Here is an 18,702-nt window from a genome sequence, read left to right as displayed (position 1 = left end):
GGGATTCGCCGAGACCGAGTGGCACGCCGCCCTGTCTCGGCGAGACTCTCGGTGTCGGCGCGCCATGCGGATCGACTTCGGTTCGCCCACCGTGCGATCGCGCGGCGGATGCGGCATCCGGTGCGGCCTGCGCTCTTCGTCGAGACCGGGAGTTTCGCCGAGATCGAGTGGCACGCCGCCCTGTCTCGGCAGAATCCCCAGTCTCAGCGGCGTGCAGCCGCGGCGATGTCGATTCCTCCACAGGCCGGGGCGCGGGCGAGCGACGACGCTGACCTGTGGATGGTGACGGATGCCGTGGTCACATGCGCCACGATGCCGACGTGACGTTCGAGATCCCCGCGCTGCTGTTGGCGCGCCATCATCCGCCCACAGCGCCGCGTCTGGATCGGACGCCGGGCCTGCACCGGATCCGGTCCGGGGTCTACGTCGATAGTTCGATATGGGACGGACTGCCCGCCTGGGAGCGTTATCGCCTTCGCGTTCTGGCGGTCGCGCAGACCTGGAGCGATCCCGTCTTCGCGCTGGAGTCCGCGGCATCCTTGCATGGGCTACCTGTCTTCGGCGAGCCGCGTGCGATCCACCTCCTCAGCGCCGACGGAAAGTCTTGGCGACAAGGCGATGTCGTCGTGCACGGATGGACGGACGACAAGCCGATCGAGGTGATTGACGGCAACCTCGCGACGTCCGCTCAGGCGACGGCGGTCGCCCTTGCTCGCGTGCTTCCGCCGGCCTTCGGCCTCGGAGTCGCCGATGCTGTCGCGCGGCGTCTCGGGATCGACCACGTGAGGGTGGCCGATCTCGGCCGCGCGCAGGCGGACCGCCGCGGGGTACGACGGCTCGATTGGATTCAGGAGCGCGTTACAGACCGTGCCGAATCGGCAGGGGAGTCGCTCTCCCGCGCGGTGATCGAGTGGTTGGGATACGACTCGCCTGATCTCCAGGTCGAGTTCGCACATGAGGGCGTCGACGACCGTATCGACTTCTTCTGGCGATCCCGCCGCACGATCGGCGAGTCGGACGGGTACGGCAAATACGGTCTCGAGGACACAGCCTCCGCGCGGGAGGCCCTCGTGCGCGAGAAACGGCGTGAGGACCGGCTCCGCCGGAACGTGGGGCCGGTGGCCCGATGGGAGTGGAAGGACGCGATGCGCGCCGATCCGCTCGATGCCGTTCTCCGCAGCACCGGGCTCACCCCCGCACGAGCGAGAGACAGGCGCATGCTGGCCACGCTCCGCGCGAACCCGCGCTCGCTATGAGGAGCGCGTGGCTCGCTGAGACCGGGGGATACGCCGAGACCGAGCGGTTTGCTGCCCGGTCTCGGCGAGATCCTGAGTCTCGGCGGCTGGGTGTTTCGGGATGCCGCGTGCAGCCGGGCGGCGGGTCAGTCCGCGACGCCGAGGACGTCGAGCAGCCACGCGAGCTCGAACGCGCGCTCGCGCCAGGAGTTGTAGCGCCCGGAGACGCCGCCGTGGCCGGCGACCATCTCGCACTTCAGGAGGGCGTCAGCGCCTACCTCGCGTAGGCGCGCGACCCACTTCGCGGGCTCGACGTAGAGAACGCGGGTGTCGTTGAGTGACGTGACCGCGAGGATCCGCGGGTACGCGACGTCGCTGCGGACATTCTCGTACGGCGTGTACGACTTCATGTAGGCGTACACGTCGGCGTCGTGAAGGGGGTCGCCCCACTCGTCCCACTCGATGACCGTGAGGGGGAGCGACGGATCGAGGATGGTCGTGAGCGCGTCGACGAACGGGACCTCGGCCAGCACTCCGGCGAAGAGCTCGGGCGCGAGGTTCGCGACGGCGCCCATCAGCAGTCCGCCCGCGGAGCCTCCCTCGGCGACGAGCCGGTCGGGGGTCGTGTAGCCGCTGTCGACGAGGTGCCGTGCGCTGTCGACGAAGTCGGTGAACGTGTTGCGCTTGGCCTGCATCTTGCCGTCTTCGTACCACTGACGGCCCATTTCGCCGCCGCCGCGCACGTGGGCGACGGCGAAGACGACGCCGCGGTCGAGTTCGGACAGCCGCGCGACGGAGAAGCCGGGTTCGATCGAGTGCTCGTAGGAGCCGTAGCCGTAGAGATGGAGCGGTCGCGGTGCCGATCCGAGGTCGCCGAACGAGCGCTTCCACACGAGCGAGACCGGTACCTGTGCGCCGTCTTGCGCGGTCGCCCACACTCGCGCCTGCTCATAGTCGGCAGGGTCGTACCCGCCCAGGACCGGCTGCTGCTTGCGAAGGTGGAATTGCTTCGTCGAGACCTCGTAGTCGTAGACCGTGCCGGGGGTGACGAACGAGCCGTAGGAGAGGCGCAGGAGCGGTGGCGCCCACTCCGGATTCCCTGCGGTCCCGACGGCATACAGAGGCTCGTCGAACGAAAGCTCCTCCACAGCGTTCGTGGTGTAGTCCAGGAGACCGAGCCGCGCGAGGCCATCACGTCGGTATCCGAGCACGCCCCAGTCCCGGAACGTCGAGACTCCGAGCAGTCGTTCGCCCGGTCGGTGAGCGACGATGACGTCGCGCGGGCCGGAGGGGTCGGATGCCGCGACTCGCACCAGCTCGAAGTCGAGCGCACCGTCGTTGTGAACGATGTAGAGGACGTCCTCGCCGTCGACGACCGCGTGTTCCGACTCGTACTCGACGCCGTCGCGACGGGGCCAGACCACGCGAGGCTCTCCGCGGAGGTCGTCGGCGTCGAGGAGCCATTCCTCCGACGTGATCGACGACCCGAGCCCGATGACGAGGTAGCGGTCGCTGCGGGTGAATCCGGCGCCGACCCAGTAACGCTCATCGGGTTCGTGGAAGAGCTTCCGGTCGTCGGCGACGGGTGTGCCGAGTTCGTGCAGCCACACCGTGTCGGGACGCCACGCGTCATCGACGGTGGTGTAGACGATGAAGCGTCCGTCGGGCGAGAAGGACGCCCCCGCGAAGGTGTCGGGGATCACATCGGGAAGCTGCTCACCTGTCACGAGGTCGCGGACGCGGATGGTGTACCGCTCATCGCCCGCAACGTCGACGCCGTAGAGCATGCGGGTGCCGTCCGTCGTGATCTCGAAGCTCCCGAGTGAGAAGAAGTCATGCCCCTCCGCTTCGGCATTGGCGTCGAGAAGCACCTCTTCGCCGGGCACTTCGGCGTCGGGTGAGAGGGTCGGCGGGTTCCAGTCGTCTTCGGCGGCGAGCGGCGCTCGACACTGGATGCCGTACTGCTTGCCCTCGACGGTCCGCCCGTAGTACCACCACTGGCCCCGGCGGGCAGGGACGGACAGGTCGGTCTCGAGGGTGCGGCCCTTGATCTCGTCGAAGATGCGCTCGCGCAGCGGCGCGAGGTGCGCGGTCCGTGCGTCGGTGTACGCGTTCTCGGCCTCGAGGTGCGAGATGACGGCGGGGTCATCCTTCTCGCGGAGCCACTCGTAGCGGTCTTCGACGTCGTCGCCGTGATGCGACCGCACCATGGGGCGCGGCTCGGCGACGGGCATGGGTGTGGAAGGGCCGGTGTCGTTCACACGACAACGCTAGTGCGGATCACGCTCGCCGAGTTGACCAGGCCCCGACCCGGTGCGAGGATTCCTTCTGGCCGGTTGCCGGTTCATGAACACACGGTGAACTGTTCGTTCGTCACGCCGATCTCGTCGGCACCACATTCCTGCTCTTCATACGGAAAGCGAACGGGTGGAAGCCGCAGCCATCATCATCGTTCTGGTCATCACGCTGGCGTTGTTCTTCGACTTCACCAACGGATTCCACGACACGGCCAACGCGATGGCCACACCGATCGCGACGGGGGCGCTCAAGCCCCGCACGGCAGTGCTCCTGGCGGCCGTTCTGAACCTCGTGGGCGCCTTCCTGTCAACGGAAGTCGCGCAGACGATCTCGGGCGGAATGATCCGCGAGGACGAGATCTCGGCGGGCGTGTTCCCGGCGATCATCTTCGCGGGGCTCATCGGCGCCATCACCTGGAACATGCTGACGTGGCTCCTCGGACTGCCGTCGTCGTCGTCCCACGCCCTCTTCGGCGGTCTCATCGGTGCGACCCTCGTGGGCGTCGGCGTCATGGCGATCGATTTCGGGGTCGTGCTGAGCAAAGTCATCCTGCCGGCCCTCGTGGCGCCCTTGACGGCGGGGATCATCGCGTTCACCGTCACGAAGATCGCCTACGCCGTGACCCGCCGCTACGACGCCAAGCCGGACGGGCGCGACGGATTCCGGTGGGGCCAGATCTTCACGTCGTCGCTGGTCGCCCTCGCGCACGGCACGAACGACGCCCAGAAGACGATGGGTGTCATCACCCTCGCGCTCATCACTGTCGGGTGGCAGTCCTCGGGGAGTCCCGAGCCGCAACTGTGGGTCATCGTCGCGTGCGCCGTCACGATCGCGCTCGGCACCTACATGGGCGGGTGGCGCATCATCCGCACCCTCGGCAAGGGACTCACGGACGTCAAGCCCGCCCAGGGCTTCTCCGCGGAGGCGTCGACGGCGTCGACGATCCTCGCCTCGAGCGCGCTGGGCTTCGCGCTCTCGACGACGCAGGTGGCATCCGGATCGGTCATCGGCTCCGGCCTCGGACGTCGGGGCTCGAGCATCCGCTGGCGGACCGTCGGACGCATCATGGTCGGCTGGATCCTCACGCTTCCGGCGTCGGGCGCCGTCGGTGCGGCGGCCGCCCTCGTCGTCGTGTGGCTCGGAACGTGGGGCGTCCTGATCGACGCGCTCATCGCGCTCGCGATCATCGTGGGCCTCTTCTGGCGTTCGCGGCGCAACGCCGTCAACGCGGGGAATGCCATGAGCGAGGTCGCCGACTCGGGGGCGGCGGTCAAGGTCAAGCGCAATCCGCCGCCCACCCGGCGCAGGCGCGCCGCTCAGGAGGAGGACGCCCGCGCGTCCGACACCGAGGACGCGAAGGAAGGTCGACGGTCATGATCGAGATCAACTGGCTCGCCTTCGTCCAGGTGTTCGCGGCAGCCCTGATCGGCGCGGTGGTCGTCGTGACGTTCTACGCGATGGGTCTGCGGCTCCTCGTGCGCGCGGGGCGGGCGCCCGTCGTTGCGCCCGCGGAGTTCACCGACGCGATCACGGTGATCTCCGCCAAGGACGCGAAGCGAGCCGAGAAGGCGGCTGCCAAGGCGGCGAAGAGGAGCCCTCTGAGCGAGCGCGAGAAGGCCGTCGCTCTCGTCGGGGCGTACGCGTCGTTCGGCGTCTGCGCGGCCGCCGTGCTCGGTGGCATCCTGCTCATCGTCTTCAACCACTGATCGCTGTCACACGCCCCCCGTAGGGTGGCTTCATGGACGCGGCATCCGTTCGATTCGGTCAGTACCCACCCGCCGGGCGCACGATCGTGCACCTGAGCGACACGCATCTCCTGGGCGGCGACGCGCGGCTCAGCGGCACGATCGACACGGCGGCGAACCTCGCCCGCACGCTCGAGACGGTGGAGCGGACAGGACTCCGCCCCGACGCGCTCGTCTTCACGGGCGATCTCACGGATCTCGGCGAACCGGAGGCGTACCGCGCTCTCCGCGCCGCCGTCGAGCCTGTCGCCGCACGACTCGGGGCGCCGATCGTCTGGGTCGCGGGCAATCACGACGAGCGTCCCGCGATGCGGCGAGAGCTCTGGGGGGCCGAGGAGACCGAGGAGGCGCTCACGTCGGTCCATGACCTCGGCGGGCTGCGACTCGTGGCGCTCGACACGTCGGTGCCCGGCTGGCATCACGGAGAGCTCGACGATCGCCAGCTCGACTGGCTGCGCGACGTGTTGACGACTCCGGCGCCTCTCGGCACGATCATCGCGTTGCACCATCCTCCGCTCCCGTCGCACATTCCGCTGTTCGACATCCTCGAGTTGCGCGACCAGCACCGCCTTGCGGCCGTCCTCGCCGGATCGGACGTGCGCGCCATTCTCGGCGGTCACCTGCACTACTCGACGAGCGGGACGTTCGGCGGCATCCCCGTGAACGTCGCGGCAGCCACGTGCTACACGATGAACCTGGCGCGCCCGGGGGTCGAAGTGAACGGGATGGATGCCGGGCAGTCGTTCCACCTCGTGCATGTGTACGACTCGACGATCACCCATTCGGTCGTGCCGATCGACCAAGCGCCCACGGGGGATCACTTCACGCGGGAGTGGGTCGAGCGCATGGCCGCCCTCACACCGGAGCAACGGCTCGAGGCGTTCTCGCGGAAGCCCGCGTAATGGATACCGTGCGGGATGTACGGAGTGTATGCACGGCGGTGATCGATCCTCCGTGGTGTACGGAAGGAGGGGGTGGGGTCGGGACTACCCTCGAAACATCCCGCACGACGACGTGACCCACGAGGACAGACACATGGCATCCACCGACGCTGAGCCCACCCGCACCGAGACCGACTCGCTCGGATCGCTGGAAATCCCCGCTGACGCCTACTGGGGCATCCACACGGCGCGCGCTCTGGAGAACTTCCCGATCTCCAAGCGTCCGATCTCGGTCTACCGCGACCTCGTCATCGCACTCGGCATGGTCAAGCAGGCTTCTGCGCGAGCGAACCGTGAGATCGGCGTGCTCGATCCCGACAAGGCCGACCTCATCGATCGCGCGGCGCAACTCGTGATCGACGGGGAACACCACGACCAGTTCGTCGTCGGCGTCATCCAGGGCGGCGCGGGCACGTCGACCAACATGAACGCCAACGAGGTCATCACCAACATCGCTCTCGAGCTCGCGGGGCGCGAGAAGGGCGACTACGCCTTCCTGTCGCCGATCGACCACACGAACCGCAGCCAGTCCACGAACGACGTGTATCCGACCGCGATCAAGGTCGGACTCGGACTGGACCTTCGCTCGCTCCTGGATGAACTCGACCTGCTGCGTCGCGCGTTCCTCGCCAAGGCCGTCGAGTTCCACGACGTCCTCAAGGTGGGGCGGACGCAGCTTCAGGATGCCGTACCCATGACGCTCGGGCAGGAGTTCCACGGGTTCGCCACGACGCTCGGCGAGGACTACAGCCGCCTCAGGGAGAACGCCTACCTCCTCTACGAGATCAACATGGGCGCGACGGCGATCGGGACCGGTATCACGACGCATCCCGGATACAGCAGCGCGGTCCTGCGCCACTTGAGAGAGATCAGTGGTCTCGACCTCGACCTTGCGACAGACCTCGTGGAGTCCACGAGTGACACCGGTGCATTCATGTCGTTCTCGTCGTCGCTCAAGCGCAACGCGATCAAGCTCTCGAAAATCTGCAACGACCTGCGTCTCCTGTCGTCGGGACCACAGGCAGGCTTCGGTGAGATCAATCTGCCGGCGCGGCAGGCAGGTTCCAGCATCATGCCCGGCAAGGTCAACCCCGTCATCCCCGAGGTCGTCAATCAGGTCGCCTTCGCGGTCGCGGGAGCGGACCTCACGGTGACGATGGCCGTCGAAGGCGGACAGCTTCAGCTCAACGCCTTCGAGCCCGTCATCGCTCACTCGATCTTCCAGTCGATCACGTGGATGCGGCGGGGCATGTACACGTTGCGCGTCAACTGCGTCGACGGCATCACCGCCAATCGCGAGCGTCTCGGCGCGATGGTCGGCTCATCTGTGGGAGTCGTCACCGCGCTCACTCCCTTCATCGGGTATGCCGCTTCGGCCGCCCTCGCGAAGGCTGCACTCCTCACCGGCCGCAACGTCGCGGATCTCGTCGTCGAGGCAGGGCTCATGAGCCGCGACGAAGTGATCAAGCAGCTCTCGCCGGCTCGGCTGTCGGGCCTCGAAACCATCACGGCCGCGATCCCCGTCATCCAGAGCGCGGAGGACATCGTCGTCGGCGAGGCTCCCGAGCGCTGAGGCGGTCCAGTCGCTACGCTGGCGTCGTCGCACATTCTCGAGGGGGGAATTCCATGACCGATCCGAACACGCCGTCCGATCCGACCACGCCGCCGCCCGCAGCCCCGTCCTATCAGTCCGCGCCGCCGCCTGCGGCACCGCAGTACTCCGCCGCACCGCCGGCTCCGTACGGTGAGCCCGCCTCGGCGCCGGTGCCCGGCAAGACCCTCGGCATCGTCGCCTTCGTGCTGTCGTTCTTCATCCAGATCGTTGGCCTCGTTCTCGGCATCGTCGCGCTCGTGCAGAGCCGGAAGGCGGGCCGGAAGAACGGGTTCGCGCTCGCCGCGATCATCATCAGCTCGATCTTGATCGTGATCGGCATCATCGTCGCGATCGTTGTCATCGCCGTCATCGTCCCCGCTGTCACAGAGGAATTCCTGCGTCTGTGCAGCGAGTACGGAAACGGCGTCCACGAGATCGATGGAACCACTGTGACGCTCCAGGGCTGCCCGTCCTGATCTCAAGGCTGACCGGAGGGCTGACCAGAGGATCGGTCTGAGGTCGACCCCGGTGGATGTCAGCCGGTGATCCGGCAGTGGGTCGTCAGCTCGCCGATTCCGTCGATGCCGACCGTGACCGTCGATCGGTCGCGGAGGAACACCTGCGGGTCGCGGCTGTACCCTGCCCCGCCGGGGCTTCCCGTCGAGATGAGGGTGCCCGGCAGGAGCGTCGCCGACTTCGACAGGTGCGAGATCAGGTGCGAGACGGGGCGGACCATCTGTCCCGTCGTGGCGTCCTGCATCGTGCGCCCGTCGAGGACGGTCCAGACGTGCAGATCCTGCGGGTCGGCGATCTCATCGGCCGTCACGACGAACGGGCCCGTGGGAGTGAAGCCGTCGAACGACTTGCACCTCGACCACTGCGCTTCGGAGTACTGGATGTCCCGTGCGGTGATGTCGTTGACGACGGTGTAACCCCAGACGTGATCGAGCGCATCCTCGGGGGAGACGTCTTTCGCGGCACGGCCGATGATGACGCCCAATTCGGCCTCGTAGTCGACCGACTCGCTGAGCGCGCGCGGCCAGGAAATCGTCGCGTCGTGGCCCGTCAGCGAGTTCGGCCAGAGCACGAACACCGTAGGCGTCGAATCCGTCTTGAGTCCCAGCTCGCTCGAGTGCGCAGCGTAGTTCAGCCCGATCGCGAGGATGACGGGCGGGGTCAGGAGGGCCGAGGCATACGTCATGTCGGCAAGTGGATGACGCGTGCCCGTGGCCGCCGCGTCGCGGACGCGTGCGAGCAGATCGTCGCCTCCCGCGATGAGGCCCTCGAGAGACCGCGGTGCATCGGGGAAGAGATCGGCGACGATGACGGCGTCTTCCTCGTCGATGACGGCCAGACGCGGCTCGGCGGACCCCGCGGGGATCACGTGGGCGAAGCGCATCCTTCCACGCTACCCGCCCGTGGTGTCGTCCCGCGCCTGACGCGTGCCTTTAGGCTTTTCGCATGACGATGGACCCCGGTGCCCCCCGCTCGCGCCCGTCGCTGACTCCGCCCGCTTTCCCGTCTTCGCTCGCGCAGCCGAGCGTCGCCACGCCGGCGACGATTCCCGCCGTGGGGACTGTGCCGTCCGAGCTGCCGGTGCAGCCCCGGAAAGGGCGGACCGCCCCGATCTGGGCGATCGGCATCCTCGTCCTGATCCTCGTGGGACTCGTCGCCTACTTCCTCGATGCGATCGGGCCCGGTGCGTCGCTCGTCGGGATGGTCCTCGCCCTCCTTCCGCTCGCCGGCGTTCTCATCGCCGTGCGGCTCGTCGACCGATGGGAGCCCGAGCCCCGCGGACTCGTGATCTTCGCGGTCGCGTGGGGCGCGATCGCATCCGTCGGCATCGCGCTCGGCGTCGACCTCGCGCTGTCGCTCCTCTTCGGTGCGGCAGGCGCCCCCGGCTCCGATGTCTTCTCGAGTGTCGTTCAGGCCCCGATCGTCGAGGAGGTCGCGAAGGGGCTGGGCCTGTACATCATCTTCGTGACGGCACGTCGCGCGTTCGACGGTCCCGTCGACGGCATCGTCTACGGAGCGCTCGTGGGCGCCGGCTTCGCCTTCACCGAGAACATCCAGTACTTCGCGATCAGCTTCCTCGAGGGCGGGGCCGCCGATGCATCCGCGACGTTCTTCATCCGAGGGATCCTCTCGCCGTTCGCCCACGTCATGTTCACGTGCGTCACGGGTTTCGCGCTGGGACTCGCGGCGCGACGCGGCGCGAAGAGCGCCATCGGTCCGCTGCTTCTCGGGTTGGTCGGCGCCATCGCCCTGCACGCCCTCTGGAACGGCTCCGCCGTCTTCGGCGACTTCTTCGGCCTCTACTGGACCCTCCAGGTTCCGCTCTTCGCGGCGTTCATCCTGGGTGTGCTCGCGTTGCGTCGAGAGGAGGCGCGGCTCACTCGCGTCCGCCTCGGCGACTACGCGGACGCCGGCTGGTTCACGCGGCAAGAGGTCGACATGCTCGCGACGTCGGCGGGGCGCAAGGCGGCGCTCGCGTGGGCGGGAACGCTGCGCGGTGATCGCCGCCCCATCATGCGGGGTTTCATCGTGGATGCCACGGGTCTGGCTGCCGCGCGCCAGCGGGCCGTGTCCGGTCGGGATCCGCACGCGCGCGAAGACGAGCATGCGCTGCTGGCGCGCACGGCGGCCGCACGCGCCGCGTTGTTCGCGCCGTAGCCGGAAGTCCCAGAGACGAACCCAGCGCCCGGTGCCGCGGCGATGCCTGCGTGACGACCGAGCGCTGAGTTGGCTTGCCGACAGCTTGCCGGGAGCGGCCCGGACGTGTCAAGAGAGGTCCTCGCGGGCCTTGTCGCGTTGACCGAGCGCCGCGCCTCGGGTTGGATGGATGCATGACTGCAGACCGCACGAAGCCCGAGTTCGACGCCCCCGCGGGCCCCGCCCCCGCCGACCTGGTGATCCGCGACATCATCGTGGGTGACGGCGCCGAGGCGAAGCCCGGCGACACCGTCACCGTCCACTACGCCGGCGTGGAGTTCGACTCCGGCGAGGAGTTCGATTCGTCGTGGGGCCGTGGCGAGAGCATCCAGTTCCCGCTGCGCGGCCTCATCCAGGGCTGGCAGGACGGTATCCCGGGAATGAAGGTGGGCGGACGCCGCGAGCTCGTCATCCCGCCGCACCTCGCCTACGGGCCCGCGGGCGGGCACTTCCTCGGCGGAAAGACCCTCATCTTCATCATCGATCTGATCGACGTCGCCTGACACGCCACCGAACGATCACGAAGGGCGGATGCTGCGGCATCCGCCCTTCCGCGTTCCCCGAGGAGCTCCGCTCCACCCTCCGTTCACTCGTCTCATATCGCGACCTCGCGCGGCGGAGACCCACCATTCACGACAAGTGAGCAGGGGAGGAAATATTCACGGGAATAGAGATGAGAGGGTAGGACGTTAGGACCCTCGAGCTGCCGCACCGCCGGCCCGACATACCAGGAGAAGAACCTATGACCACGAACACCATCGAGATCCCCGGCTACAAGGTCGGAACCTGGGTCCTCGACCCGTCGCACAGCGAGGTCGGATTCAGCGTCCGCCACATGATGATCTCGAAGGTCCGTGGCGCATTCGCGATCAAGAGCGCAACCCTCACGGCGCCCGAGAACCCGCTCGAGGCCTCGCTGACCGCGCACGTCGACGCCGCGTCGCTCTCGACGAAGGACGAGGGTCGCGACCAGCACCTCCGGTCGGCGGACTTCTTCGACGTCGAGAACTACCCGACGATCGACTTCGTCTCGACGGGCGTGCGCATCGAGGACGGCGACTTCCTCGTCGATGGCGACCTCACCATCCGTGGAACCACCAAGCCCGTCACGTTCGAGGTCGACTTCGGCGGCTTCGGATCGGACCCGTGGGGCAACTACAAGGCCGGCGCGACGGCCAAGACCGTCATCAACCGCGAGGACTTCGGTCTCACGTGGAACGCGGCGCTCGAGTCGGGCGGCGTCCTCGTCGGCAAGGACGTGACGATCTCCCTCGACCTGCAGGGCGCTCACCAGGCGTGAGTCGACCGGTGAATGGCCGGGATGCTTCGGCATCCCGGCCATTCACGTCTCATTCCGAGACGGTGGTGCGCGGAGTGCTGCGCCGCGTCGGGATGCGCAGGCGGTTCTGCGCCAGCAGGATTCCCGCGAAGACGATGAGCGCGCCCACCGGTTCATTCCACGTGATGTGCTCCTGCAGGATGACGATGCCGAGCACGACCCCCACGATGGGAGTGATGTACGTGACGGTCGAGGCGCGCGTCGGCCCCCACGCCCGCAGGGTGTTCTGGTTCCAGATGTAGGCGACGCCGGTGCCGAGGCATCCGAGCAAGACGACGCTCCCCACGATCCAGGGGTCGAGCGTGACGGGTTCGAGGACGAGCACGGGCGTGAGCACGGCCATGATCGCGGCGGCGATGCCGATGTTGAGGAAAGAGAAGACGAGCGCCGACATGCCGGTGTTCGAGACGAACTTGCGCATGTAGGCGAGGCTGAATCCGTAGCAGGCCGTCGCGCCGAGGATCGCGAACTGCGCCACGAGGCTCTGGGACAGGTCGAGACCCTGCCACGGGGCGATGATGACCATCACCCCCAGGATGCCGACGATGATCCCGGCGATCTGAGCGGGCTTGAGTTTCTCGACGCGGAACACCAGCCACGCCATGACTGCGGTCATGATCGGGGTCGTCGCGTTGTAGATGCTCGCCAGGCCGCTCGTGACGTGCTGCTGCGCCCACGAGAACAACAGGAACGGGATGACGCAGAACGAGACGGCGAGCACCGCCATGTGGAGCCAGACCTTCGGACGTCGGGGGAGCGGATCCCGCCTTAGCGCCACGAAGAGGGCGAGAGTCAACCCGCCGAGGATGAGGCGCGACCATGCGACCTGCGCGGGTGAGATCCCCGTCAGTGCGACCTTCATGAAGAGGAAGCTCGATCCCCAGACGATCCCGCACAGCACGAACTGGACGGCGATCGAGGTGTTCGATCCGCGGGCGGCATCTCTCGTCGGGACGGGCATTGTCGTGGTCACCAGCTGACTCTAGAGCGCCGCGCGCGGGCACAGGGGGACAGTGGGATGCATCGTCCGAAATCCGCCGAGGCATGGCTGTCCTGCTGCGTGACGCCGAGTTCGCCACGAGTCGGCGGCGCTGGTAGACTCGTGCAGTTGCCGTTCGATCGGCCGCGGAGAAAGAGAGCTCGCACATCAGGTGCCGGGCGCCGCGCAACGAAGAGGAAGGGGATCCCATCTATGGCACTCGAAGCAGACGTCAAGAAGGCGATCATCGAAGAGTACGCGACGCACCCCGGTGACACCGGATCCCCCGAGGTGCAGGTCGCAATGCTGACGCAGCGCATCAAGGACCTCACTGAGCACCTCAAGGAGCACAAGCACGACCACCACTCGCGTCGTGGTCTGTTCCTGCTCGTCGGTCAGCGTCGCCGTCTGCTCGGCTACCTCCAGGACATCGACATCAGCCGCTACCGGTCGTTGATCGAGCGTCTCGGACTCCGCCGCTAAGCGACTCCGCGTTCAATCGCGCAAAACATTCTTGGAAGGCCTCCCCACGGTGTGGGGAGGCCTTCGTCATGCATCCGCCGCTCACACGCCGAGACCGGGGATCTCGCCGACACCAAGCGGTACGCCGCTGTGTCTCGGCGAGATCCCCGGTCTCGGGGGTGGAAGGCGGCTAGGACGTGGCGCGCGCTGCGACGAGGTCAGGGTGATGGATGGCGGCCACGTCGGGGTGCGCGCGCAGGCGCGACTTGAGCGCGTTCTCGCCGTAGAGCGAGTGGATGGGATTCGTCGGATCCTGCGTCACGCCGCGCGCGTGCGCGGCGAGCTCTGCGGGAAGCTCGATGAGAGGCAGCTTGGCGTCGAGTGCCGGGTTGAAGAAGAACGGCACGGAGATGCGGTTCGCCGGCGCCTTCGGTGAGATGACGCGGTGGTTGGTTGCGATCAGGTAGCCCTGCGTCGCGTACTCGAGCATCTCTCCGATGTTCACGATGAACGCCCCCGGGACGTTGGGGGCATCGACCCACACACCGTCCTTCTCCACCTGGAGACCGGCCTTGCCCGGCTCGACCCACAGCAGGGTGAGGACGCCCGAGTCCTTGTGTGCGCCGACGCCCTGCTGGGGCGTCGGGTCGTCCTTCCCGGGATACTTCACGATCTTGAGGAGCGTCGACGGCTCACCGAAGTGCTGATCGAAGTAGCTCTCGTCGGCACCCAGCGCGAGTGCCCACGCCCGCAGCAGCTTGCGAGCGATCCCGATCAGGTAGTCCTGCCACTCGTCGACGATCTCTCGGAGTTCGGGCTGGGCGTCCGGCCACAGATTCGGGCCCGTGAGGCGGGCGAAGTCGGGGGCGTCGGGGTCGGTCTCGGCATCGCGCTCGGGGCCGATGTCGATCTGCTCCCGCCAATCGACCTTGCCCTGCGTGCGCTCCCCGCCGACGCGCGTGTACCCGCGGAAGTGCGGGCTCTTGACGTTCTCGATCGCGAGCTTGTCCTCTTCCGGAAGTGCGAAGAAGTCGATCGCCGCTTGGTGGAGCCGCGCTTCGAGCTCAGCGGGGATGCCGGTGCCGGTGAGGTAGAAGAACCCGACTTCGTGGGTCGCGGTGCGGAGGTCATCGCGGAAACGTGCCGCTGATTCCGGCCCTCTGTCGAGTTCCGAGAGATCCAGGACGGGGAGATTGAGCTCGGTCATGCACACGATGCTAAGTGTGCGTTTCGCCGCGTGGGCAAATGTTTCAGTGTCTTACCCGGATCGAGGACGACGCGACCCGGTGGGGTCGGCGCGTCGCCCTTCGCGTCGCGCGAGCGACGCGTCGGCGAAGAGCCACGCGGGACGGGGCTCGATGAGAGGACGGAAGACCGTGCGGACGGGCTTCGTCGCGAGCCCCAGCGCGATCAGGACGGAACCCACGAGGACGAGCGGGAGCCACAACCACGTGGGTTCCGCGTCTCGCAGCACGCCGGTCTCACGGAAGGGGTAGAGAACGAAGGAGTGCAGAAGGTAGACGTACATCGTGTACTGCCCGAAGTGCGTCCAGAAGCGCATCTTTCGCGGCACGAGGAGGAAGAAAGCGGTGCACAGCAGGATGGCGACGCCCATGAGCGCCAGGCGAACGCCGCCCGCCCACCATTCCGTGCCACCGAGCGACGAGTAGTTCTCGTTATAGAAGAGCCATTCGCGAAGGTTCATCGCACGCCACTCGTCGATGAAGAACCACGCGGTGAGGCCGGCGCACACGAAGACGGCGAGGGCCGCCGAGACCGACCACCAGGCTCGAGGTCGCAGCAGTCGGAAGCGCTTCACGATGTCGCGCTCGTGCAGCCACCAGCCGAGTGCGAAGAACGGCAGGAGCCCGAGCGTGCGCGCCAGTGAGAACGTCGAGCCGACGTTGGGGAGGTATCCGGCGCCGATCGAGATCACGAGCGTCCACGCGAGCGGCCAGCGCAGCAGCGCGAGGTAGGGGAGCACGAGCCGGAAGATCCCGAGCGCAAGCAGGAACCACAGGGTCCACGACGGCTGAGTGAGGTTGGGGTCGCCTTGTCCTTCGACGAGCCACTTCGTGAGGGTCCAGAGCATCTCGAAGATGACGTACGGCACCAGGATGTCGGTGATGACGCGCGCCATCTGGCGCGCCGTGGGCGAGTCGGACTTGGAGAAGTAGCCGGAGATGATCGCGAACGCCGGCATATGGAACGCGTACACCACGAGGTAGAGCCCGAGCGCGATGTCGGAGTCGTAGGTGAGCCGTTGGACGGCATGCCCGAGGACGACCAACACGATGCACGCGAATCGCGCGTTGTCCCAGAAGGGCACGCGTCGTTTCGCGCCCCGTGTGCCTCCTGGCGCGGGTGCGTCGGGGGATCGGGATGCTGCGGCCTCGGCCGCTGTCGATGTATCGGTCATGACGGCATCCACACCATATCCCGACCGTGCGACACCGCGAGGGATTCGCGCAACGGCGCGCGTGCGGCGGTAGTGTCGACGGCGCCATGACCACCATCGATGAGGCGCAGAACAGCGATCGGGCGATCGGGGACATCGACTGGCACGTCTTTCCGGACGGCACCAGGCGCGATGAGTTCATCGCTCCGAGCGGACGACTGGCCCGCGTGCGGCTCGGCGATCCGTCGGCGCCGCGCGTCGTGCTCGTGCCCGGTGTCGCGGGTTCGAAGGAGGATTTCATCCTTCTCATGCCGGTCCTCGCCGCCGCCGGTTATCTCGTGGAGTCTTACGACATCGCGGGACACTACGAGTCGGTCGGTGCGGGGCCCGCGAACCTCGATCCTGCGCGTGAGCGCTTCGACCACGACCTGTTCGTCGACGATCTCGTGGCGGTGCTCGAGGCGGGGCGCACGCCCGCGCACGTCCTGGGCTACAGCTTCGCGGGTCTGGTGGTCGAGCTCGCCCTCGTGCGGCGACCCGATCTGTTCGCGAGCATGACACTGATGTCCGCACCGCCCGCCGTGGGACAGGTCTTCCGCGGCGTCAAGCACATCGGCCTGATCTCCGACATGCCGCCGCACCGTGCGGCGGGCCTCATCCTGTGGGGCATCCGCTACAACCTCAATCGCACGCCGCCGCAGCGAATCGCTTTCGTGCGCGAGCGGATGGCCGTGACGTCCCGCGCATGCATCGACGACGTCGTCGGCCTCATGATGACGATGCCCGACATCACGGATGCGCTCGCGGCGATCGACGTCCCGGCTCTCATCGCGGTCGGGGAACAGGATCTGTGGCCCACGGCTCAGCACGAGTCGTGGGCGCGGCGCATCGGCGCTCGTCTCGCCGTCTATCCGACGGGCCATGCGCCGTGCGAGACGGCGCCGAACCAACTCGCCCGCGACATGATCCGGATGTTCGAGCGAGGAGGAGAATGATCGGCGCGGCCGGGAATACTCCGGGCCGCCCTGCGTTTCATGGGATACATTCACTTGCATAGAAATGGATGCCGGAAGGCATCCAGGAAGCGGAAGAGATCGTGAACGACACCACGCCCTGGACGGGAATGCAGTTCGGCATCTTCTCGGTGAGCGACATCACCGAGGACCCGACCACAGGGCAGACGCCCAGCGAAGCGGAGAAGATCCGCGCCGCCGTCACGATCGCGAAGCACGCCGAGGAAGTCGGTCTCGACGTCTACGCGGTCGGCGAGCACCACAATCCGCCCTTCTGGTCATCGAGCCCCACGACGACCCTCGCGTACATCGCGGCCCAGACCGAGCGCCTGGTCCTGTCGACAGCGACGACTCTCATCACGACGAACGACCCGGTCAAGATCGCCGAGGACTTCGCGATGCTCCAGCATCTCGCCGGCGGTCGCGTCGACCTCATGCTCGGTCGTGGCAACACCGGACCTGTCTACCCCTGGTTCGGCAAGGACATCCGTCAGGGTCTTCCCCTCGCGATCGAGAACTACAACCTCCTCCACCGCCTGTGGCGCGAAGACGTCGTGGATTGGGAGGGGAAGTTCCGCACGCCTCTCCAGGGCTTCACGTCGACTCCGCGGCCCCTCGACGGAATCGCTCCGTTCGTCTGGCACGGCTCGATCCGCACCCCCGAGATCGCCGAGCAGGCCGCCTACTACGGTGACGGCTTCTTCGCGAACAACATCTTCTGGCCCGCCGAGCACTATCAGCGCCTCATCACGCTGTACCGCCAGCGGTACGCTCACTACGGTCACGGCACGCCCGAGCAGGCGATCGTCGGTCTCGGTGGACAGGTGTTCATGGCGAAGAACTCGCAAGACGCGGTGCGTGAGTTCCGTCCGTACTTCGACAACGCGCCCGTCTACGGGCACGGCCCGAGTATGGAGGACTTCAGCGAGATGACGCCGCTGACGGTCGGATCGCCGCAGCAGGTCATCGACCGCTACGCGGGCATGCGCGACCTCTACGGCGACTACCAGCGTCAGTTGTTCCTCGTGGACCACGCGGGGCTCCCGCTGAAGACCGTCCTCGAGCAGCTCGACATCCTGGGTGCCGACGTCGTGCCGGTGCTGCGTCGCGAGCTGCAGAAGAACCGTCCGGCCGAGGTCCCCGACGCGCCGACCCACGCGGCCCGCGTCGCGGCGGCCTATGGTGACGGACCGGCCCGCGAGGCTCGACCCGGTGCGAACCGCGGCGACAACCTGACCGCGGGATCTCCCTATCAGGACGCGCCGGCTCCTGCCGGCTCTGCGTTCGGCGCCGCTGCACTCCGACAGGGGGCGTGACGATGACTACGGCACCGCGACGCATCGCCGTCGTTTCGGCGGGACTGTCCAACCCTTCGTCCACCCGCATGCTGGCTGATCGGCTCGCGGCCGCGACGGCGAAGGAGCTCGCCGATCGTGAGATCGTCGCGACTTTCGACACGTTCGAACTGCGCGACTATGCCCACGACATCACGAACAATCTCTTGACGGGGTTCGCCCCCGCGGCGCTCGAGTCGATGATCAACACGGTTGTCTCGGCGGACGCGTTGATCGCCGTGACGCCGATCTTCTCGACGAGTTACTCGGGGCTGTTCAAGTCGTTCATCGACGTGATCGATCCCGATGCGCTCACGGGCAAGCCCGTCCTTCTCGGAGCGAACGCCGGAACGGCACGGCACTCGCTCGCGATCGATTACGCGATCCGGCCCCTGTTCACGTACCTTCACGCGGAGCCGGTGTCGACGGGAGTCTTCGCCGCGTCGAGCGACTGGGGAGCGGCCGCCGATGCGGTCGCGCCGTTGGGCGCGCGCATCGATCGCGGTGCCCGTGAACTGGCGGATGCCGTTGCTCGGCGAGCCCCCGAGACGTCGACCGATCCCTTCGATCCGGCGAACTATCTGGGCGAGGGACGCTCGTTCGGACATCTGCTGGGTGGCCTGTCGGGCGAGTGACCCCGATCAGCGACATC

19 protein-coding genes are annotated in these 18,702 nt (G+C 67.4%); 14 read left to right on the top strand and 5 right to left on the bottom strand.

The window, feature by feature from the left end:
* Positions 1 to 18 precede the first annotated feature (18 nt).
* Both FBY39_RS14900 and FBY39_RS14895 read left to right on the top strand, forming a co-directional pair.
* Positions 19 to 324 carry a hypothetical protein gene (locus FBY39_RS14900; RefSeq protein WP_141933201.1) on the top strand — a complete coding sequence of 102 codons (306 nt, stop codon included), beginning with the start codon at positions 19 to 21 and terminating at the stop codon, positions 322 to 324.
* Positions 321 to 1,256 (top strand): hypothetical protein, encoded by a 936-nt coding sequence (locus tag FBY39_RS14895; RefSeq protein ID WP_141933200.1) that lies wholly within the window; start codon positions 321 to 323, stop codon positions 1,254 to 1,256. The genes FBY39_RS14900 and FBY39_RS14895 overlap by 4 nt, the downstream gene beginning before the upstream one ends.
* Before the next feature lie 125 nt (positions 1,257 to 1,381).
* Here the strand turns inward: FBY39_RS14895 and FBY39_RS14890 are convergent, their stop codons facing one another.
* A complete protein-coding gene (locus FBY39_RS14890) occupies positions 1,382 to 3,469 on the bottom strand; it encodes a S9 family peptidase (protein ID WP_141934261.1) in 2,088 nt (695 codons plus the stop codon).
* Positions 3,470 to 3,662: 193 nt separating this feature from the next.
* Between FBY39_RS14890 and FBY39_RS14885 the strand changes: the two genes are divergently transcribed.
* The 5 genes from FBY39_RS14885 (at position 3,663) to FBY39_RS14865 (ending at position 8,289) form a co-directional block, all read left to right on the top strand.
* Complete coding sequence (locus FBY39_RS14885; protein WP_141933197.1) at positions 3,663 to 4,910, top strand: inorganic phosphate transporter; 1,248 nt, start codon at positions 3,663 to 3,665, stop codon at positions 4,908 to 4,910.
* On the top strand, positions 4,907 to 5,239 hold the full coding sequence (locus FBY39_RS14880) for a peptidase (protein ID WP_141933195.1): 333 nt from the start codon (positions 4,907 to 4,909) through the stop codon (positions 5,237 to 5,239). Before FBY39_RS14885 ends, FBY39_RS14880 begins: the two co-directional genes overlap by 4 nt.
* Positions 5,240 to 5,271: 32 nt before the next feature.
* The gene (locus FBY39_RS14875; RefSeq protein ID WP_141933193.1) at positions 5,272 to 6,180 is read left to right on the top strand and encodes a phosphodiesterase; all 909 of its coding nucleotides are present in this window, start codon (positions 5,272 to 5,274) and stop codon (positions 6,178 to 6,180) included.
* 133 nt (positions 6,181 to 6,313) lie between these two features.
* Positions 6,314 to 7,792 carry an aspartate ammonia-lyase gene (locus tag FBY39_RS14870; RefSeq protein WP_141933191.1) on the top strand — a complete coding sequence of 493 codons (1,479 nt, stop codon included), beginning with the start codon at positions 6,314 to 6,316 and terminating at the stop codon, positions 7,790 to 7,792.
* Between the two features lie 53 nt (positions 7,793 to 7,845).
* Positions 7,846 to 8,289, top strand: coding sequence for a DUF4190 domain-containing protein (locus tag FBY39_RS14865; protein ID WP_141933189.1), 444 nt, complete (start codon positions 7,846 to 7,848; stop codon positions 8,287 to 8,289).
* Positions 8,290 to 8,348: 59 nt separating this feature from the next.
* Here the strand turns inward: FBY39_RS14865 and FBY39_RS14860 are convergent, their stop codons facing one another.
* Positions 8,349 to 9,212: a fumarylacetoacetate hydrolase family protein gene (locus FBY39_RS14860; RefSeq protein WP_141933185.1), complete on the bottom strand. Its 864-nt coding sequence runs from the start codon at positions 9,210 to 9,212 to the stop codon at positions 8,349 to 8,351.
* Positions 9,213 to 9,274: 62 nt separating this feature from the next.
* On the opposite strand from FBY39_RS14860, the gene FBY39_RS14855 reads away from it, so the two are divergent.
* From FBY39_RS14855 to FBY39_RS14845, 3 genes are all read left to right on the top strand, one after another.
* A complete protein-coding gene (locus FBY39_RS14855) occupies positions 9,275 to 10,486 on the top strand; it encodes a PrsW family intramembrane metalloprotease (RefSeq protein WP_141933183.1) in 1,212 nt (403 codons plus the stop codon).
* Positions 10,487 to 10,659: 173 nt separating this feature from the next.
* Positions 10,660 to 11,028 (top strand): FKBP-type peptidyl-prolyl cis-trans isomerase, encoded by a 369-nt coding sequence (locus tag FBY39_RS14850; protein WP_141933181.1) that lies wholly within the window; start codon positions 10,660 to 10,662, stop codon positions 11,026 to 11,028.
* A 239-nt stretch (positions 11,029 to 11,267) separates the two neighbouring features.
* Entirely contained in the window at positions 11,268 to 11,825 is a 558-nt protein-coding gene (locus FBY39_RS14845) for a YceI family protein (protein WP_141933179.1), read from the top strand.
* A gap of 49 nt (positions 11,826 to 11,874) precedes the next feature.
* Here the strand turns inward: FBY39_RS14845 and FBY39_RS14840 are convergent, their stop codons facing one another.
* Entirely contained in the window at positions 11,875 to 12,825 is a 951-nt protein-coding gene (locus FBY39_RS14840) for a DMT family transporter (RefSeq protein WP_141934258.1), read from the bottom strand.
* Positions 12,826 to 13,056: 231 nt separating this feature from the next.
* Between FBY39_RS14840 and rpsO the strand changes: the two genes are divergently transcribed.
* Positions 13,057 to 13,326 (top strand): 30S ribosomal protein S15, encoded by a 270-nt coding sequence (gene rpsO / locus FBY39_RS14835; protein WP_045276110.1) that lies wholly within the window; start codon positions 13,057 to 13,059, stop codon positions 13,324 to 13,326.
* Between the two features lie 169 nt (positions 13,327 to 13,495).
* Here rpsO and FBY39_RS14830 read toward each other — a convergent pair whose 3' ends face one another.
* Both FBY39_RS14830 and FBY39_RS14825 read right to left on the bottom strand, forming a co-directional pair.
* Positions 13,496 to 14,512, bottom strand: coding sequence for an isopenicillin N synthase family oxygenase (locus FBY39_RS14830; protein WP_141933177.1), 1,017 nt, complete (start codon positions 14,510 to 14,512; stop codon positions 13,496 to 13,498).
* Positions 14,513 to 14,563: 51 nt separating this feature from the next.
* Positions 14,564 to 15,724 carry an acyltransferase family protein gene (locus FBY39_RS14825; RefSeq protein WP_141933175.1) on the bottom strand — a complete coding sequence of 387 codons (1,161 nt, stop codon included), beginning with the start codon at positions 15,722 to 15,724 and terminating at the stop codon, positions 14,564 to 14,566.
* Between the two features lie 86 nt (positions 15,725 to 15,810).
* Between FBY39_RS14825 and FBY39_RS14820 the strand changes: the two genes are divergently transcribed.
* The 3 genes from FBY39_RS14820 (at position 15,811) to FBY39_RS14810 (ending at position 18,685) form a co-directional block, all read left to right on the top strand.
* The gene (locus FBY39_RS14820; RefSeq protein ID WP_141933173.1) at positions 15,811 to 16,698 is read left to right on the top strand and encodes an alpha/beta fold hydrolase; all 888 of its coding nucleotides are present in this window, start codon (positions 15,811 to 15,813) and stop codon (positions 16,696 to 16,698) included.
* A gap of 128 nt (positions 16,699 to 16,826) precedes the next feature.
* Entirely contained in the window at positions 16,827 to 18,032 is a 1,206-nt protein-coding gene (locus FBY39_RS14815) for an LLM class flavin-dependent oxidoreductase (RefSeq protein WP_141934256.1), read from the top strand.
* A gap of 2 nt (positions 18,033 to 18,034) precedes the next feature.
* Entirely contained in the window at positions 18,035 to 18,685 is a 651-nt protein-coding gene (locus FBY39_RS14810; RefSeq protein WP_141933171.1) for a CE1759 family FMN reductase, read from the top strand.
* The last annotated feature ends 17 nt before the right edge of the window (positions 18,686 to 18,702 follow it).

The sequence above is a fragment of the Microbacterium sp. SLBN-146 genome, from assembly GCF_006715145.1.
Classification (GTDB): domain Bacteria; phylum Actinomycetota; class Actinomycetes; order Actinomycetales; family Microbacteriaceae; genus Microbacterium.
The sequence above is the reverse complement of the archived record's forward strand: the minus strand, read 5'-3'. Positions and strand labels throughout refer to the sequence as shown.

What these genes read in the sequence shown, in the direction of transcription:
- FBY39_RS14860 (WP_141933185.1), bottom strand. Translation starts at nt 9,212, where the DNA reads ATGCGCTTCGCCCACGTGATCCCCGCGGGGTCCGCCGAGCCGCGTCTG.
- FBY39_RS14810 (WP_141933171.1), top strand. Translation starts at nt 18,035, where the DNA reads ATGACTACGGCACCGCGACGCATCGCCGTCGTTTCGGCGGGACTGTCC.
- FBY39_RS14815 (WP_141934256.1), top strand. Translation starts at nt 16,827, where the DNA reads ATGCAGTTCGGCATCTTCTCGGTGAGCGACATCACCGAGGACCCGACC.
- rpsO (WP_045276110.1), top strand. Translation starts at nt 13,057, where the DNA reads ATGGCACTCGAAGCAGACGTCAAGAAGGCGATCATCGAAGAGTACGCG.
- FBY39_RS14840 (WP_141934258.1), bottom strand. Translation starts at nt 12,825, where the DNA reads ATGCCCGTCCCGACGAGAGATGCCGCCCGCGGATCGAACACCTCGATC.
- FBY39_RS14890 (WP_141934261.1), bottom strand. Translation starts at nt 3,469, where the DNA reads ATGCCCGTCGCCGAGCCGCGCCCCATGGTGCGGTCGCATCACGGCGAC.
- FBY39_RS14880 (WP_141933195.1), top strand. Translation starts at nt 4,907, where the DNA reads ATGATCGAGATCAACTGGCTCGCCTTCGTCCAGGTGTTCGCGGCAGCC.
- FBY39_RS14870 (WP_141933191.1), top strand. Translation starts at nt 6,314, where the DNA reads ATGGCATCCACCGACGCTGAGCCCACCCGCACCGAGACCGACTCGCTC.
- FBY39_RS14850 (WP_141933181.1), top strand. Translation starts at nt 10,660, where the DNA reads ATGACTGCAGACCGCACGAAGCCCGAGTTCGACGCCCCCGCGGGCCCC.
- FBY39_RS14825 (WP_141933175.1), bottom strand. Translation starts at nt 15,724, where the DNA reads ATGACCGATACATCGACAGCGGCCGAGGCCGCAGCATCCCGATCCCCC.
- FBY39_RS14845 (WP_141933179.1), top strand. Translation starts at nt 11,268, where the DNA reads ATGACCACGAACACCATCGAGATCCCCGGCTACAAGGTCGGAACCTGG.
- FBY39_RS14855 (WP_141933183.1), top strand. Translation starts at nt 9,275, where the DNA reads ATGACGATGGACCCCGGTGCCCCCCGCTCGCGCCCGTCGCTGACTCCG.
- FBY39_RS14820 (WP_141933173.1), top strand. Translation starts at nt 15,811, where the DNA reads ATGACCACCATCGATGAGGCGCAGAACAGCGATCGGGCGATCGGGGAC.
- FBY39_RS14830 (WP_141933177.1), bottom strand. Translation starts at nt 14,512, where the DNA reads ATGACCGAGCTCAATCTCCCCGTCCTGGATCTCTCGGAACTCGACAGA.
- FBY39_RS14865 (WP_141933189.1), top strand. Translation starts at nt 7,846, where the DNA reads ATGACCGATCCGAACACGCCGTCCGATCCGACCACGCCGCCGCCCGCA.
- FBY39_RS14875 (WP_141933193.1), top strand. Translation starts at nt 5,272, where the DNA reads ATGGACGCGGCATCCGTTCGATTCGGTCAGTACCCACCCGCCGGGCGC.